This is a genomic window from Dietzia sp. KRD202 (assembly GCF_017168155.1).
In the GTDB taxonomy this organism is placed as follows: Bacteria; Actinomycetota; Actinomycetes; order Mycobacteriales; family Mycobacteriaceae; genus Dietzia; species Dietzia kunjamensis.
In genome coordinates, this window is the sequence record NZ_JABFAN010000011.1 from 188,283 (window position 1) to 203,608 (window position 15,326).

16 protein-coding genes are annotated in these 15,326 nt (G+C 69.2%); 9 read left to right on the plus strand and 7 right to left on the minus strand.

The features are described 5' to 3' along the window. Positions 1–4: 4 nt before the first annotated feature. The 3 genes from J1M64_RS07580 to J1M64_RS07590 are packed head-to-tail and all read left to right on the plus strand — an operon-like array spanning position 5 to position 1,651. Positions 5–256 (plus strand): hypothetical protein, encoded by a 252-nt coding sequence (locus J1M64_RS07580; RefSeq protein ID WP_119192645.1) that lies wholly within the window; start codon positions 5–7, stop codon positions 254–256. Then, entirely contained in the window at positions 253–597 is a 345-nt protein-coding gene (locus J1M64_RS07585) for a hypothetical protein (RefSeq protein ID WP_119192646.1), read from the plus strand. Before J1M64_RS07580 ends, J1M64_RS07585 begins: the two co-directional genes overlap by 4 nt. A 10-nt stretch (positions 598–607) precedes the next feature. Further along, entirely contained in the window at positions 608–1,651 is a 1,044-nt protein-coding gene (locus J1M64_RS07590) for an LLM class F420-dependent oxidoreductase (protein WP_119192647.1), read from the plus strand. A 19-nt stretch (positions 1,652–1,670) separates the two neighbouring features. Here the strand turns inward: J1M64_RS07590 and J1M64_RS07595 are convergent, their stop codons facing one another. After that, entirely contained in the window at positions 1,671–2,531 is an 861-nt protein-coding gene (locus J1M64_RS07595) for a MaoC/PaaZ C-terminal domain-containing protein (RefSeq protein ID WP_096906069.1), read from the minus strand. 1 nt (position 2,532) lies between these two features. Further along, positions 2,533–4,263, minus strand: a complete 1,731-nt coding sequence (kstD, locus tag J1M64_RS07600) for a 3-oxosteroid 1-dehydrogenase (protein WP_096906068.1) — start codon at positions 4,261–4,263, stop codon at positions 2,533–2,535. A gap of 51 nt (positions 4,264–4,314) precedes the next feature. Here kstD and J1M64_RS07605 point away from each other — a divergent pair, with 51 nt between their 5' ends. Continuing rightward, positions 4,315–5,100 (plus strand): 2-keto-4-pentenoate hydratase, encoded by a 786-nt coding sequence (locus J1M64_RS07605; protein WP_159147564.1) that lies wholly within the window; start codon positions 4,315–4,317, stop codon positions 5,098–5,100. On the opposite strand, the gene J1M64_RS07610 is transcribed toward J1M64_RS07605, so the two are convergent. Further along, positions 5,097–5,861 (minus strand): IclR family transcriptional regulator, encoded by a 765-nt coding sequence (locus J1M64_RS07610; RefSeq protein WP_096906066.1) that lies wholly within the window; start codon positions 5,859–5,861, stop codon positions 5,097–5,099. The genes J1M64_RS07605 and J1M64_RS07610 overlap by 4 nt on opposite strands. Positions 5,862–5,974: 113 nt before the next feature. On the opposite strand from J1M64_RS07610, the gene J1M64_RS07615 reads away from it, so the two are divergent. The 3 genes from J1M64_RS07615 to dmpG all read left to right on the plus strand — a co-directional run bounded on the left by J1M64_RS07615 (position 5,975) and on the right by dmpG (position 9,605). Beyond that, the gene (locus J1M64_RS07615; protein WP_206473805.1) at positions 5,975–7,528 is read left to right on the plus strand and encodes an HNH endonuclease signature motif containing protein; all 1,554 of its coding nucleotides are present in this window, start codon (positions 5,975–5,977) and stop codon (positions 7,526–7,528) included. Between the two features lie 89 nt (positions 7,529–7,617). After that, entirely contained in the window at positions 7,618–8,535 is a 918-nt protein-coding gene (locus J1M64_RS07620; protein ID WP_163375471.1) for an acetaldehyde dehydrogenase (acetylating), read from the plus strand. 5 nt (positions 8,536–8,540) lie between these two features. Continuing rightward, positions 8,541–9,605: a 4-hydroxy-2-oxovalerate aldolase gene (gene dmpG, locus J1M64_RS07625; RefSeq protein ID WP_159147725.1), complete on the plus strand. Its 1,065-nt coding sequence runs from the start codon at positions 8,541–8,543 to the stop codon at positions 9,603–9,605. A 60-nt stretch (positions 9,606–9,665) separates the two neighbouring features. Here dmpG and J1M64_RS07630 read toward each other — a convergent pair whose 3' ends face one another. The 4 genes from J1M64_RS07630 to J1M64_RS07645 form a co-directional block, all read right to left on the minus strand. Beyond that, the gene (locus J1M64_RS07630; RefSeq protein ID WP_119192652.1) at positions 9,666–10,184 is read right to left on the minus strand and encodes a flavodoxin domain-containing protein; all 519 of its coding nucleotides are present in this window, start codon (positions 10,182–10,184) and stop codon (positions 9,666–9,668) included. Positions 10,185–10,224: 40 nt separating this feature from the next. Next, complete coding sequence (locus J1M64_RS07635) at positions 10,225–11,286, minus strand: ferredoxin--NADP reductase (RefSeq protein WP_119192653.1); 1,062 nt, start codon at positions 11,284–11,286, stop codon at positions 10,225–10,227. 115 nt (positions 11,287–11,401) lie between these two features. Next, positions 11,402–11,797, minus strand: coding sequence for a hypothetical protein (locus J1M64_RS07640; protein ID WP_119192654.1), 396 nt, complete (start codon positions 11,795–11,797; stop codon positions 11,402–11,404). Next, entirely contained in the window at positions 11,797–13,020 is a 1,224-nt protein-coding gene (locus J1M64_RS07645) for a Rieske 2Fe-2S domain-containing protein (RefSeq protein WP_159147717.1), read from the minus strand. The genes J1M64_RS07640 and J1M64_RS07645 overlap by 1 nt, the downstream gene beginning before the upstream one ends. 187 nt (positions 13,021–13,207) lie before the next feature. Between J1M64_RS07645 and hsaA the strand changes: the two genes are divergently transcribed. Continuing rightward, positions 13,208–14,383 carry a 3-hydroxy-9,10-secoandrosta-1,3,5(10)-triene-9,17-dione monooxygenase oxygenase subunit gene (gene hsaA / locus J1M64_RS07650; RefSeq protein WP_119192656.1) on the plus strand — a complete coding sequence of 392 codons (1,176 nt, stop codon included), beginning with the start codon at positions 13,208–13,210 and terminating at the stop codon, positions 14,381–14,383. Between the two features lie 31 nt (positions 14,384–14,414). Continuing rightward, complete coding sequence (gene hsaC, locus J1M64_RS07655; RefSeq protein WP_154828961.1) at positions 14,415–15,317, plus strand: iron-dependent extradiol dioxygenase HsaC; 903 nt, start codon at positions 14,415–14,417, stop codon at positions 15,315–15,317. Positions 15,318–15,326 lie beyond the last annotated feature (9 nt).

Consider the following 15,326-nt stretch of genomic DNA (forward strand, 5'->3'; position numbering starts at 1 on the left):
TTGCATGCGGAAAATCGACCCGGCGCGGTGGTATCGGGGCCGGCACGGTCGGCGCGCCCGTGCGCTCGCGGTGCGGCTCGACGGTGACGACGACGAGGTGGTCATCCGCCCCTGGGAGCTACGGCTACCCCGGTCGGTCGTCTACGCGGCGGCCCGGTCCAGGGGCCTGGAACCGGTGGGGGGCACGCAGGCACTCGTGCAGCGGGGCCTCTGGCTGGACCCGATGCGGTTCACCCGCGTGGCGGTGCGGCGGTGAGCCCCGGCTGGGTGCTCACGCTCGTGGCGCTGCTCCCACTCGTCGCGTGGGGGATCGCGGCCTGTGTGGTCGCGGTGCGCCGGTGGCTGCGTCGCCGGGGGGACGAACCGACGCGCCGACTGCGACTGGCCCGGATGCTGGGGACCGCCGACCTCGTCGTCGTCCCCACCTCCGACGTCGACCTGCCCGAGCACACCGTCCTGGAGGTCGCCTCCGACGCGCGGATGCGGCTGGTGGGCTACGAACGCACCGATACGCCGCTGCGTCGGCGGGTCGGGGTGTTCGTGCGGATCGGGAGCGAGCTCGACGTGGCGATCCGCGGCGACCGGACCCCCCGGTAGCGTTGCGCGCATGCGCATCGGAATGGCTCTCAACTACAGCGGCGGATTCGCCGAGACGGCCGCGGAGGCCGCCGACCTCGAGCGGGCGGGACTGGACATCGCGTTCGTCCCCGAGGCCTACTCGTTCGACGCGGTCAGCCAGCTCGGCTACCTCGCGGCCAAGACGTCCACCATGGAGCTGGCCTCGGGCATCCTGCAGATCTACACCCGCACGCCCACGCTCACCGCGATGACCGCGGCGGGCCTGGACTACGTCTCAGACGGTCGCTTCACCCTCGGTCTGGGCGCCTCCGGACCGCAGGTCGTCGAGGGTTTCCACGGCGTGAAGTACGACGCGCCACTGGCCCGCACGCGCGAGATCATCGAGATCTGCCGGAAGGTGTGGCGCCGAGAGAAGGTCGTCCACGACGGCAAGAAGTACCAGATCCCCCTGCCCGCCGATCAGGGCACCGGCCTGGGCAAGCCGCTCAAGCTCATCAACCACCCGGTGCGCGAGGACATCCCGATCATCCTCGCCGCCCTGGGCCCCAAGAACGTCGAGCTCGCGGCCGAGATCGCGAACGGCTGGCAGCCGATCTTCTTCCATCCCGAGAAGGCGGATGTGGCGTGGGGTGACGCGTTGGCCAGGGGCCGGGAGAAGCGCGATCCGTCACTGGGCGAGCTCGAGGTCTACGCGGGGCCCGCGCTGGCGATCTGCGAGGAGAACGAGGTCCCCGGGTACCTGGACTTCGTGCGCCCGCACCTGGCCCTCTACATCGGCGGCATGGGTGCGCGCGGCAAGAACTTCTACAACGAGCTCGCCTGCCGCTACGGCTACGAGGCCGAGGCCGCCCGTATCCAGGACCTCTACCTGGACGGCAAGAAAGACGAGGCCGCCGCGGCCGTGCCCGACGAACTGGTCCGTTCGGTCTCTCTCATCGGCCCGGCGGGGTACGTGGCCGAGCGCGTCGAGGCGTTCCGCGAGGCCGGCGCCACCACACTCACCGTCACCCCGATGGCGCTCGACGCCCCGGGTCGCCTCCGGCTGGTGGAGCAGTTCCGCGAGCTCTGCTGAGCCGCTCCACCAGCGCCGGTCAGGCGAGGTCGACCACCACGTTCTTCAGCACGGGGGCGTCGTCGCGCTCGGCGACGGTCGCCGCCACGAGCAGTCGCGAGCCCTCCTCCCACACCCGGATGCGCATGGTCTCGCCGGGGAAGAAGATTCCGCCGAAGGTGACTCCGTAGCCGCCGACGCGCGCCACGTCGCCGCCGAGCACCTGATCCACGACCGCCCGCAGGACCAGGCCGTACGAGCACAGGCCGTGGAGGATCGGGCGGGGGAACCCGGCCGCCTCGGCGAACGCGGGATCGGAGTGCAGCGGGTTGCGGTCGCCGCAGAGGCGGTAGAACAGCGCCTGCTGGGGGAGCGTGGCCACCTCGATCGTGTGGTCGGCCTCCCGCTCGGGGTACTCGACCTTCTCGGAGGTCCCGCGATCGCCGCCGAAGCCACCCTCGCCCCGGGCGAAGATGCCCGAGCGCGAGGTCCACAGCTTCTCACCGTCGGCGGAGACCGTCTCGGACTCCTGGATGATCACCGCGGCCGAGCCCTTGTCCTGGATCTCGGCGATCGTCGTCGTCGTCGTCGCCGTTCCGGCCGCCGGGATGGGCCGGTGCAGTCTCACCGACTGGCTGCCGTGGACAACTTTGGCCAGGTCGATCTCCACGCCCGGGAAGGACACGCGGGGGGCCTCGGTGACGTTCATCGTCGCGGCGACGGTGGCGAACGACGGCAGCACCTTGGGCGCCGTGTCGTGAACGTACTCCAGACCGGTGGTGTCCATCGGGTCGGCGGCCGCGCCCACGGACAGGGCGTAGAGCGCCACGTCGGAGGCGGTCCAGGAGAACTCCTGCGAGGGCAGCTCGGCCCCGAGGGCCTTGTCGAGGTCGATCGGCACGTCAGACTCCTGTCTTGGCGGTGGTGGGGGCGGAGGCCAGCATGTTCTCCACGGCGAGGTAGCCGAAGACCATCGCGGGGCCGATGGTGGCGCCCGGGCCGGCGTAGGTGTGGCCCATGACCGGCGAGGAGGCGTTGCCCGCGGCGTAGAGTCCCTCGATCACGGAGCCGTCCTCGCGCAGGACCCGGCCGTGGACGTCGGTGTTCGCACCGCCCTTGGTGCCGAGGTCGCCCGGGACCATCTTGGCGGCGTAGAACGGCGCCTTGCGGACCGGGCCGAGGCTCGGGTTGGGCTTGTTGGTCGGGTCGCCGTAGTAGTGGTCGTACCCCGACTCGCCGCGGCTGAAGTCCTCGTCGACGCCCTTGGCGGCGAAGCCGTTGAACTTCTCGGCGGTCCGCTCGAGCGCCTCCGCCGGCACGCCGATGAGGCCGGCGAGCTCGGCGAGGGTGTCCGCCTTGTGGAAGTTCTCCGTCTCGAGCCACTTCCGGGGCAGCGGCTGCTTGGCCTGGAGGCCGGCGAAGAGGTACCGGTTCTTGTACTCCTGGTCGAAGATGATCCAGGCCGGGACGTTCTCGCCGGGGGTTCCCTCCTGCCCGGCGGGCGCCTGCCCGAACTCGCCTCCGTACATCTTGTGGCCGGCCTCGACGTAGGGCAGCGACTCGTTCATGAACCGCTCACCACGGGAGTTGACCATGAACGAGCACGGCAGCGAGCGCTCGGCCAGCGCGAACCAGGGGCCGCGCGGCAGCAGGATCGTCGGACCCCACCAAGCGTCCTCCATGAAGGACAGTGAGGCGCCGGTCTTCTCCATGTACTCGATGCCCTCACCGGTGTTGGCCGCGGCCCCGACCGTCCACGAGGTGGGGATGGGCTGACGCTGGTACTTGTCGCGCATCTCCTGGTTGTGCTCGAAGCCACCGGACCCGATCACCACGCCGAGTCGCGCACGGAGGGTCACCTCCTCGCCGCCGCGGGTGACGGTGATGCCCACGACGCGCTCCTGGGTGCCCGAACCCTCGGTGACCAGGCCGGTCATGGGGGTCTCGAGCCACACCGGAACGCCGGCGTCGAGCAGGCCCTTGCGCATCGCGGCGATGAGCGCGCGACCCATCCCCACCGAGTTCTGCCCGCGCGCCTTGGCGAGGAACATCCGGAGGGCGACCCGGATCGAACGCCTGATGCCCTTGGTGTGCGGACGCTGGAGGAGGTTGAGCCAGCGGTAGTCGGACTGCATCACCACCATGTTGACCGGCGCCTTGGCGTAGCCCGGCTCCAGCTTGTCGGCCTCGGACCCGAGCTGGCGGAGGTCGAACGGCTTGGGCTCGACGGACCGGCCGCCGAGACGCCCACCGGGAGCCTCGGGGTAGTAGTCGGAGTAGTCCTTGACCCACTCCAACCGCAGGGGGCTGTTGGCGAGGACGAAGTCCAGGACCTCGGGACCGCGGTCGACGTAGGTGTCGATCTTCTCGGGCTCCACCGCGTCGCCGATGATCGAGCGGAGGTACGTGCGGGCCGCCTCCGGGGTGTCCAGGACGCCGTCGCGTCGGAGCACGGAGTTGTTAGGGATCCACACGCCGCCGCCGGAGCGCGCGGTGGAGCCTCCGTAGTGCGGGGCCTTCTCTACGAGGACCACGCTGAGGCCCTTCTTTGCTGCAGCGAGGGCGGCCGTCATGCCTGCTCCACCGCTGCCGACGACGACGACGTCGAATTCCTGGTCTGCCATGTAGAACACGTTATAGAACTGAGCGCCGTGGCGCCAGACGGCCCAGGTAGCATCCCCCTCATGCTCAACGAGGAGACCCGCGCCACACTTGCCCAGCGACTCTGGGACGCCGAGTCGGACGTCGCGCCGATCGCGCCGCTGACCGACGACCATCCTGGCATGACCCCGGACGACGCCTTCGAGATCCAGCTGGTCAACATCCGCCGCAGGCTCGATGCCGGCGCGGTGGTGACCGGCCACAAGGTGGGCCTGGCGTCCAAGGTGATGCAGGAGATGATGGGCGTCGACGAGCCCGACTACGGGCATCTGCTCGACACGATGGAATACCCCGAGGGCACCGCGATCGAGGCGGCCCGGTTCTGCTTCCCGCGGGTCGAGGTGGAGGTCGGCTTCATCCTGGGCGCCGACATCCCGCCGGAGGGATGTTCCCAGGAGGAGGCCGCCGCGGCGATCGAGTGGGTCGTCCCCTCGATCGAGTTGATCGACTCCCGCATCCGGGACTGGAAGATCACACTGCCCGACACGATCGCGGACAACGCCTCGTCGTGTGGCTACGTGGTGGGCGAGCAGCGGGTCCGGCTCGCGGACATCGACGTCGCGGCGATCGACGCGACCCTCTACAAGAACGGCGAGTTCCTCGCGTCCGGGCGTTCCGACGCGGTGCTCGGTAACCCGCTCAACTCGGTCGGGTGGCTCGCGTCGACGGTCGCCAAGTTCGGTGTCCGTCTGCGCAAGGGTGACGTGATCCTGCCGGGCACCGCGATCCGCGCGATGGACGCCGCCCCGGGCGACAGCTTCCGCGCCGAGTTCGCCGGGCTTGGCGACGTCACCATGGACTTCCGCTAACCGTCCGCGGCCAGCGCGCGACCGGCCGCCGCGGCGACGCGGGTGACCAGCGGCTCGAGCCGGGCCAGCGCGCTCTCGTCCGCCGCGCTGGCGGACAACGCGGCGACGGCCCGCGTCCCGCCTGCGCGCTCCTCGTCGTCGTCGTCGAACACCGGCGCCGCCACGCAGTACAGGCCGGGCGTGAGCTCGGCGCGGTCGATCGCGCGTCTCCTCCGTCGTATCTCGGCGAGCTCCACCGCCAGGGCGTCGGGGGAGGTCACAGTGGTGTCCGTCCACTCGACCAACGGCTCCTGCGCCACGCGCTCGGCCGCTGCCTCGTCGAACGCCAGCATCGCCTTTCCCACCCCTGTGCAGTACGCCGGCAGGCCGCCGCCGATCCGCGACGGCGACGGGATCGGCCGCGGCCCGTGCAACTTGTTGAGGTAGACCACCTCGTCGCCGTGCAGGGTGGCCAGGTGAACGGTCGCGCGCGTGGCCTCGAAGAGGTGCGCGAGAAACGGTGTGAGCACCCGGCGGATCCGCTCGTACGCCGGCGAGACCGGGATCGGGTCCAGCTCGTGCACCAACGGCCCCAGCCGGTAGCGCTGCCCGATCCTCGTCACCGCGTCGTTGCGCTCGAGCGCGGCCAGGAGGCGCAGCGTCGTGGACTTGGCCAGCCCGGTCTCGCGCGCGATCTCACTGAGCGTCATCCCTGTCCCGCCCGCCGTCACGCGTAGCACCTCGAAGGCGCGGTCGACGGGAGAAGAGGGGGGCTCGGTCATGCGGTGAGTGTAGCGCGCGGGTCGGACACCGGAGGCCGGGCGGATCGAACGCTTGCGCTAACGCCTGCAGTGCCGTACTGTCGAACACAAGTTCTAAATCGAGCGCGAGGGGGGTGGGGGAATTGTCGACGACGAAGTCACTGTTCGCGGTTCCGGAATCCCTGGGCGGGCTCGACTCGACGGAGGTGAGCGAGGCGGCACGGGCCGCGACCCTGGCGCAGAACCGGGCAGGTGCGACCCGGCTGGAGGCGGCAGCGGCCCTGGTCGAGCAGATGTCCCGGGCGGATGAGGTCGGCACGGGCGTCGACCGCACCGAAGGGGTCGCCGGGAGCGGTGCTCGTGCACGTTCGGCATACGCACGGTTGGACCCGCAATCCAGGGCTCGTGACCATCTCGTGGCGGCCTGTCAGCTCACGTGCTGGCACGCCGCGCGTCTGGTCACCGCCGGGGTCCAGATCCATTCGCGGCTCGCGCGACTGCGGGCCTCGGTGGAGCGCGGGGTCGTTCCCGAGCAGCTCGCCATCGACATCGCCTGCAAGCTGGCCGAGGTGCCCGACTCGATCGTCTCGGACGTGGAGGACGAGGTCGTGGCGGGCATCGTCGACGACCTGGACGGCGGTGACCGGCCGACTCGCAATTCGGTGGACGGCCGGATCGATGAGGCCGTCGGCCGGCTCGACCCGGAGGGCGCCGAGGATGCCCGGGCCCGGGCGGCGCTCACGCGTACGGTCCGGTTCCGGTCGGGCCGGGACGGGATGGCCTCGATGTGGGCGAAGCTGCCTCTGGCCGATGCGGAGTTGCTGCGGGGACGTATCGAGACCGACGCCCGCGCTGCCTCCGGAGACGGGGTGCCCGGCACGCTGGATCAGCTGCGTGCCGACGCTCTCGCCTCCCTCGCCGTGTACGCCCCGGCGCCCGCCCCGGCCCCGGCGCCCGCCGACGCCGGCGGGACGGACTCCGGCCCGGGGGACGACGGATCGATCGAGCTGGGTGAGGTCACCGTGGGTGCGGACATGCCCAGGCCGTCGCTCGGTAACGCCGCCGCAGCCGGCCGGCCGATCCGGGTGAGCGTGATCGCCGCGGCCGCGCAGGGGCTGCCCAACCGCGTGGAATTCGTGCACGGCGCATACAGCAGTTACTCCTGGTTGTGCCAGCAGTTGCTGGAGGGCGCCGACGCACGCGTGCGGTTCGAACTCGTCGACCCCGCCCCCGGCGTGCTCGACTCCCCGGAACACGCCCTGCGCTACCTGATCACCCCCGCGATGGCGGAGCGCATCCGCATGCGCGACGGCACCTGCCGACATCCGGGGTGTTCGGTTCCCGCGGAGGACTGTGACGTGGACCATGTGATCGCGTTCAACACGAAGGATCCCGAACTCGGCGGGCCGACCACCGAGTGGAACCTCGTCTGCCTGTGTCGGAAACACCACCGGGAGAAGACGTTCGGGACCAACGCCTACAGGCCCGGCCCACTCGGCGAACTGATCATCCTCACCGACACCGACACCGGACACCAACACCGCACCAGACCCAAGGGCCCCTTGGCCCGTGCGCGCGACGCCATACGGGAACGCGAGTGGAACGCCTTCGCCGACCGGCTCATCAGCGCAGACGGTCACCTCACGAACCCTCCGGGCGCGGCCCGGGCGCGCGCACGGCCGGCCTGAGTGCCGGCGTGCACCGCCCTGGAGTGCCGCGATTTCACTGAGTGGCACAACCTGTTGTCCCGCGAGCCCGCCCGCGCGACACTTCCGTCATGACAGACAAGACCAAGCTCACCGCCGCGATCGTGGGGTCCGGCAACATCGGAGCCGACCTCATGTACAAGCTCGAGCGCAGCGAGTACATCGAGCCCAAATGGATGATCGGCATCGACGCCGAGTCCGAGGGCATGAAGCGCGCCGCCGACCACGGCCTCACCTGCATGGCGGGCGGCGCCGACGAACTGCTCACCTCCATCGAGGCCGGTGGCGAGAAGCCCGACCTGCTGTTCGAGGCCACCAGCGCGTACGTGCACAAGGCCTACGCGCCCAAGTACGAAGAGGCCGGCATCATCGCCATCGACCTCACCCCGGCCGCGGTCGGCCCGATGGTCATCCCGCCGGCGAACCTCCACGAGCACGTCGACGCCCCCAACCACAACATGGTCACCTGCGGCGGCCAGGCCACCATCCCGATGGTCCACGCCGTGTCCTCGGTTGTGCCCGTGGTATACGCCGAGATCGTCGCCTCCGTGTCCTCCGAGTCGGCCGGCCCGGGCACCCGCGCCAACATCGACGAGTTCACCGAGACCACCAAGTTGGCGATCGAGCAGGTCGGCGGCGCCAAGCGCGGCAAGGCCATCATCATCCTCAACCCGGCCGAGCCGCCGATGATCATGCGCGACACGATCTTCTGCGCCATCCCCGAGGATGCGGACCACGACCTCATCACCACCGCCATCCGCACGCGGGAGAAGGAGATCCAGGAGTACGTGCCGGGTTACCGCCTACTCCAGGAGCCGCAGTTCGACCCTCCCACCGAGATCACCGGCGGTATGGCCCGCGTCGCGATCTTCGTCGAGGTCGAGGGCGCCGGAGACTTCCTGCCGCCGTACGCCGGCAACCTCGACATCATGACCGCCGCCGCCACCAAGGTCGGCGAGGATATCGCCAAGACCAAGCTCGGAGTGTGACAGACATGGATACGACCAACCCGCACAACGCCCACGCCCGCGCCTATAGCGCCGAGCTCGACATCCGCATCACCGACTCCTCGCTCCGCGACGGTTCGCACCACAAGCGGCACCAGTTCTCCGTCGAGGACGTTCGCAACGTCGTCGCCGCGCTCGACGGCGCCGGCGTCCCGGTCATCGAGGTCACCCACGGCGACGGCCTCGGCGGCGCCTCCTTCAACTACGGCTTCGCCAAGTCGTACGACCAGGACCTCATCAAGGTCGCGGCCGAGACCGCAAAGCAGGCCAAGATCGCGTTCCTCACGCTGCCCGGCCTGGGTATCAAGGACGACATCCTCCAGGCCCGGGACAACGGCGGGTCGATCTGCCGCGTGGCCACCCACTGCACGGAGGCCGACGTCTCCATCCAGCACTTCGGGTACGCGCGCGACCTCGGCCTGGAGACCGTCGGCTTCCTCATGATGGCGCACACCCAGCCGCCCGAGGTGCTGGCGGGGCAGGCGCGGATCATGGCCGACGCCGGCTGCCAGTGCGTCTACATCGTCGACTCCGCCGGCGCCCTGGTGATGGACCAGGTCTCCGACCGCGTCTCGGCTCTCGTCGCCGAGCTCGGTGACGACGCCCAGGTCGGCTTCCACGGCCACGAGAACCTCGACATCGGCGTGGGCAACTCCATCATGGCCATCCGCGCGGGCGCCCAGCAAATCGACGGCTCCACCCGTCGGTTCGGCGCCGGCGCGGGCAACACGCCCGTCGAGGCACTGGTCGGCGTGTGCGACAAGCTCGGCATCACCACCGGCGTCGACTTCTTCAAGATCGCCGACGCCGCGGAGGACGTGGTGCGTCCGCTCATGCCGAGCGAGTGCGTCGTCGACCGCCAGGCCATGATGCTCGGCTACGCCGGCTGCTACTCGTCTTTCATGAAGCACGCCGAGGGCCACGCGCAGCGGTACGACGTGCCGGCCTCGGAGATCCTCCTCCGCGCCGGTGAGCGTCGACTCGTGGGCGGCCAGGAGGACCAGCTCATCGACATCGCGCTGGAGATCCAGAAGGAGCGTGCGAACGCCTGATCCTCCCGGCCTGCAGCCGCGCGCCCCGGATGACCCCCGGAATGCGCGGCTGCTGGCGGTTCAGGGGGCGGTGTCGCCGCCGTCCGCCCAGGCCACGACCGGGTCGAGGGCCGTCTCGTCGACGAAGTGCAGGGGCTCGCCGGACAACAGCATCCGCGCGGCGGGCGTGTCGGGGGTCCTGCGCAACTGGCGGCGGAGCGCGGCCATGAGGGTGCGGTCGACCCAGTTGAGCCGGGCGGGGTCGAGATCCCCTCGGACGTGGAAGGTGGTGACGGCCCGGCCGGTGGCGGTGATCAGGCGGGCTGAGAGGGAGCCGCGCCCGGGGTCGTCCGCGGGGGAGATCGCGACGACGACGAGGGCGACCCTCCCGGGAGCCGAGCGGATCGCCCGGATGATCCGACGTCGCCCGAGGATCCGGGTCGCGTAGACGGGCGCGAGCAGGATCAGCGGGTCGGCGTCGGATGCGGGGGCGAGGTCGGCGAGCTCGACCGCGGGCGTGCCGAGTCGCCTCCCGAGCGCGGTGGCGTAGCGCCGGGTGGAGCCGTACCTGGAGGTGAAGGCGACGACGGGGCTGGTCACGCCACCGAGTCTGCCAGCCCCGGCTCGATTCCGAGCGGGCTCACTCGGAGTACGACACCTCGACGCGGTCGGTCTTGGGGAGGAGTTGGCAGCTCAGGACGTATCCCTCTTCCACTTCCTCGGGGTCGAGGATCCCGTTGTGCATCATCTCGACCTCGCCGGACTTGAGGATGCAGGCGCACGCCGAGCACTCGCCCTTCCGGCAGGAGAACGGTGCCTTGATCCCCTTGGAGAGCAGGACGTCGAGGAGCGGGGTCTTGCGGGGCCAGGAGACCTCGTGGACCTCGTCGTCGAGTTCGACGATCGCGGTCGCCGGGCCTGCGCCGTCCTCGTCGGCCGACTCGTCGATGACGATCTCGGCGAACGGGTCGCCCTCGATCGAGGAGAACACCTCGGTGTGGATGAGGTGCATGTCGGCGCCCGAGCGGCGGAGCCCGTCCTTGACGGTCTCCATGAACGGCGCCGGACCGCAGATGTAGGAGTGTCGCTTGGTCGCGACGGGCTGGAGCAGGTTGCCGATCATCTCCGCGGTGGGGATGCCGGAGACCGACTCGAGCCAGTGGAGAACGGTGAGGCGGTCCGGGTTCTCCCGCTGGAGCTTCTGCAGCTCGTCCTTGAAGATGACCGACTTCTCGTCGCGGTTCGCATAGACCATGACGATGTGGCCGGTGCCCTGGGCGAGGGCCGACTTGAGGATCGACATCACGGGGGTCACGCCCGAACCCGCGGCCAGGAGGATGAAGTCCTGGTCGAGATTCTTGGGCGTGAAGATGCCGGACGGGGCGAGCACGTGCATGCTCATACCGGCCTCGACGTTGTCGCACAGCCAGTTGGACCCGTATCCGTCGATCGTGCGCTTGACGGTCACCTTGAGCCGGGCGTCCTCGGTGGGGGAGCTCGACAGGGAGTAGCAGCGCGCGACGGATCCGGTCCGCTCACTGGGGACTCGCAGGGTGAGGAACTGTCCGGGGGTGTACCGGAAGTCGTCCTCGCAGCCGGCGGGGATATCGAAGACGATCGACTTGGCGTCGGCGGTCTCCTCGATCACCTCGGCGATCGTGAGCTCGCGCACGAAGGAGCCGAGCGGGGGAGTTTCGGTCATGGATCGGGAGCCTATCGCTTGGATACGCGCGGACGGGTTTCAGTGCACTGTCCCAGACGACGGCGACCTCCTCCGGGCTGTTCTCGCCTCGGGGAAGTCGCCGGCCGTCGGGGTGTTACTCGGGGACGTAGAGCGGGTTCACCATGTGCTCGTCGTCGGCCGGGTCGACGCCCTCGGCGATGGTCAGCAGACCCTCGGCGTAGGCGTAGCGGATGCTCGCGAGCATCCGGGGGCACGTGTCCTCGCCATCGGGCCGTGCACCACCCTCGCGCCACTCGTTGAGGACGGGGCAGTTGCGGTCGCCGCCCTCCGTCCACTGGATCGAGGTGTGCTTCTCGCTGTTCTTGCGCACGGCCACGCTGGTGCCACACCTGCGGCACTCGACGGGCTGGAAGCCGGCCCGCGTGTAGGTCTCGCGATCCAGGTCGGTGTACTCGTGGAGCCGCGCGGCGCGCGCCGGGTCGGTCTCGTCCCAGGTGGGCGCGCGCCGCGAATCGTTCTTCTTGAACATCAGTTCTTCGACGGGGCCGCGCCCGCCTCGCCGGCGACCTCGGCCATGCCGGTGTACTGGGTCTGCTCGTCGGAGATCTCCGCCTCGCCCGCCGCCTGCTTGCGCATGTTCTCGGCGACCTCGCTCTCCCAGTACTGGTTGGCCGCGGTGGTGTCGACCTCGAACTCGAAACGCTCCTGCATCTCGGGCTCGACCTTGTCGCGGTCCACGTAGAACTGCTCGTACCAGCGGCGGAGCTGGTAGACGGGGCCGTCCTCCTCGCAGAGGAGGGGGTTGGCGATCGAGGACTTGCGCTGCCAGATCCGGACGTCCTGGAGGAAGCCCTCGCCGAAGAAGGTCGCGATCTTCGCCGCCATCTTCGCCGACGTCTCGTCGTCGAAGCCCTGCGGCTTCTTCACCGAGAGTCCGTACATGAGCACGAACGAGTTCTGGTCGATCGGGTAGTGGCAGTTGATGAGGATCGCGTCGGTGACGAAGTCGCCGTACATCTGCTTGAGGGGGTTGATCATGTATGCGGGGCCGAAGTACGAGGCCTCGGACTCCAGGAGGGTGTCGCCGTACTTGCCGCCGGACGGGTCGTGGTCCGGACGGCCCTTGGTGTTGAGGTACTGGGTCGCCGTCTGGCCCTCGAAGACGTTCTTGAAGTACGTCGGGAACGCGAAGTGGATGTAGTAGAAGTGGGCCATGTCGACGACGTTGTCGACGATCTCCATGCAGTTGGAGCCCTCGATGACGAGGCGGTTCCACTCCCAGTCGGTCCACTCACCGGTGTCGTACTCGGCGATCACCGGGATGGCGTCCTGCTCGAGGGGCGGGTTGCCCTCGTGGTCGTGCCAGACGAAGACCTGGCCGGACTGGACGTTGGTGATCCACGCGCGGGTCTTGGCGCGCAGGGGAACGCGCTTGGCGTAGGGGATGCCCTTGCACTTGCCGTCGCCACCCCAGCGCCAGTCGTGGAACGGGCACGCGATGTTGCCGTCCTTGATCGAGCCGTCGGACAGGTCGCCGCCCAGGTGGCGGCAGTACGCGTCGAGGACCTTGATCTCGCCTTCGTCGTCGGCCCACACCACGAGCTTGGTTCCGAAGGCGTGGATGGAGTGGGGCTTGCCGTCGGAGAACTCCTTGACGGTGCCGATGCAGTGCCAGCCGCGTGCATATCGATCCCGGGCCTTGCCGGTATCGATCTCGCGGACGGCTCCGGGGGCTGAGCCGGGTGCGGTCATGATTCCTCCTGAGGGGCGTGAGCCGGATGAGAACAGGTTATAGAATGGGCGGGCAGGCCACAACCAGGGTGCGTAAGTGCTGGCACAGGGTGCCAGAAGCTCTTGCCCGGCGGCGGTTGCCTGGTGCAGAATTGTAACGTGTTCTAGTCTAGTCCGCATCACCCCCACGAACGCCAGAGAGGTTCACATGAGCGAGTACGCCTCCCACGAGGTCATCGACCGCATCACGGCTCTGCTGCCCGGTTTCGCCGAGCGGGCCCAGGAGACGGAGGACCTGCGCAAGGTCCATCCCCAGAACATCGCGGAACTCGACGAGGCCGGCTTCTTCAAGCTGTGCCAGCCGGCCCAGTGGGGCGGGTACGAGGCGGACATGGAGACCTTCTACACCGCTGTCAAGACCATCGCGACGGCGTGCCCGTCCACCGGGTGGTGCGCGAGCATCCTCGGTATCCACAACTGGCACCTCGCGCTCTTCCCGCAGCAGGCGCAGGAGGACGTGTGGGGCGAGGACCCGACGGTGCGGATCTCGTCCTCGTACGCGCCGATGGGTGCGGCGAAGAAGACCGCCGACGGGTTGGTGCTCAACGGCAAGTGGTCCTGGTCCTCGGGTTCCGACCACGCCGACTGGGTCTTCGTGGGCGGCCCGGTGCTCGACGACAACGGCAAGATGGTCGACTTCTGCACGTTCCTGGTCGAGAAGTCCCAGTACGAGATCCTCGATGTCTGGCACGTCGCCGGGCTCAAGGGCACCGGCTCCAACGACATCCTGGTCAAGGACGCACTCATCCCGGAGCACCGCGTACTGTCCTTCGGTCTCATGGCGGCCACCAAGAGCCCCGGGCTCGAGGTCAACACCAACCCCATCTACAAAATGCCGTGGGGCACCATCCACCCCACCACCATCTCGACGCCGATCGTCGGCATGGCGTTCGGCTGCTACGAGGTGCACCGCGGGCACCAGCGTGAGCGCGTGCGCGCCGCGTTCGGCACCGCGGTCAAGGACGATCCGTTCGCCAAGGTGCGCCTGGCCGAGGCGGCCGGTGACATCGACGCGGCGTGGCTGCAGCTCATGCGCAACGTGCGCGAGGAGCAGGACATCATCACCGCCGGCGGGTACCCGGACATGGAGCTCCGCACGCGCGCCCGCCGCGACCAGGTCCGGGCCACGCAGCGGTCGATCGACGCCATCGGTCTGCTGTTCCAGAACTCCGGGGCCCGCGCCCTGGAGGAGACCTCGCCGATCCAGCGATTTTGGCGGGATGCCAACGCCGGGCGGGTCCACGCCGCCAACGAGGCCACCAAGGCGTACATCATGTATGGGCAGAACGAGTTCGGCGAAAAGGTCACCGACTCGATGGTCTGATCCGCCTCACGGATCGAAAGGACTGGCAATTATGGCGATCAGCAATTTCGGGTATGTCCGGGTCTTCGCCACGGACATGGCCGCCTGGCACGAGTACGGCACGAAGGTGCTGGGTTTCGTGGTGGGATCGGGCGACGATCCCGAGTCGCTCTACTTCCGCATGGACGATCATCCGCACCGGTGGATCATCGTCCCCGGCGAGGAGGACACACTCTCCGCGGTGGGCTGGGAGTGTGCGAACGAGGGCGAGTTCGAGGACGTCAAGCGGCGCCTCGACGCGGCCGGTGTGCCCTGGGAGGACGCCCCGGCCGAGGTGGCGCGCGACCGCAAGGTGCGGGGGCTGATCACCTGTCAGGACCCGGCCGGGTTCACGCTGGAGATCTACCACACCATCGCGCTGCAGCACCGTCGCATCCCGACGCCGTACGGGCACGAGTTCGTCACCGGCGACCAGGGTGCGGGCCACATCGTCCTGTCCACCCCGGACGAGACCGCGGCGCTCGAGTTCTACCGTGACGTCCTGGGGTTCACGCTGCGTGACTCGATGAGCCTGCCGCCGGAGATCGTGGGCCGACCGGCCGACGGCGAGCCCGCGTGGCTGCGGTTCCTCGGCTGCAACCCGCGGCACCACTCGCTGGCGTTCACCCCGTTCCCCAACCCGACCGGGATCATCCACCTGATGGTCGAGGTCGGCACCGCGGACGACGTGGGGCTGGCGCTGGACCGGGCGACGCGTAAGAAGGTGAGGATGTCGGCCTCGCTCGGCCGGCACGTCAACGACAAGATGCTGAGCTTCTACATGAAGACGCCCGGAGGCTTCGACTGCGAGTACGGCTGTGAGGGCGTGCAGGTCGAGGACGACGAGAAATGGGTGGCGCGTGAGTCGACGGCCGTGAGCCTGTGGGGCCACGACTTCTCCGTCGGGTTCAAGTAGCCGCCTAGG

What these genes read in the sequence shown, in the direction of transcription:
- J1M64_RS07580 (WP_119192645.1), top strand. Translation starts at nt 5, where the DNA reads ATGCGGAAAATCGACCCGGCGCGGTGGTATCGGGGCCGGCACGGTCGG.
- J1M64_RS07590 (WP_119192647.1), top strand. Translation starts at nt 608, where the DNA reads ATGCGCATCGGAATGGCTCTCAACTACAGCGGCGGATTCGCCGAGACG.
- J1M64_RS07605 (WP_159147564.1), top strand. Translation starts at nt 4,315, where the DNA reads ATGCTCAACGAGGAGACCCGCGCCACACTTGCCCAGCGACTCTGGGAC.
- J1M64_RS07610 (WP_096906066.1), bottom strand. Translation starts at nt 5,861, where the DNA reads ATGACCGAGCCCCCCTCTTCTCCCGTCGACCGCGCCTTCGAGGTGCTA.
- J1M64_RS07620 (WP_163375471.1), top strand. Translation starts at nt 7,618, where the DNA reads ATGACAGACAAGACCAAGCTCACCGCCGCGATCGTGGGGTCCGGCAAC.
- dmpG (WP_159147725.1), top strand. Translation starts at nt 8,541, where the DNA reads ATGGATACGACCAACCCGCACAACGCCCACGCCCGCGCCTATAGCGCC.
- J1M64_RS07635 (WP_119192653.1), bottom strand. Translation starts at nt 11,286, where the DNA reads ATGACCGAAACTCCCCCGCTCGGCTCCTTCGTGCGCGAGCTCACGATC.
- J1M64_RS07640 (WP_119192654.1), bottom strand. Translation starts at nt 11,797, where the DNA reads ATGTTCAAGAAGAACGATTCGCGGCGCGCGCCCACCTGGGACGAGACC.
- J1M64_RS07645 (WP_159147717.1), bottom strand. Translation starts at nt 13,020, where the DNA reads ATGACCGCACCCGGCTCAGCCCCCGGAGCCGTCCGCGAGATCGATACC.
- hsaA (WP_119192656.1), top strand. Translation starts at nt 13,208, where the DNA reads ATGAGCGAGTACGCCTCCCACGAGGTCATCGACCGCATCACGGCTCTG.
- hsaC (WP_154828961.1), top strand. Translation starts at nt 14,415, where the DNA reads ATGGCGATCAGCAATTTCGGGTATGTCCGGGTCTTCGCCACGGACATG.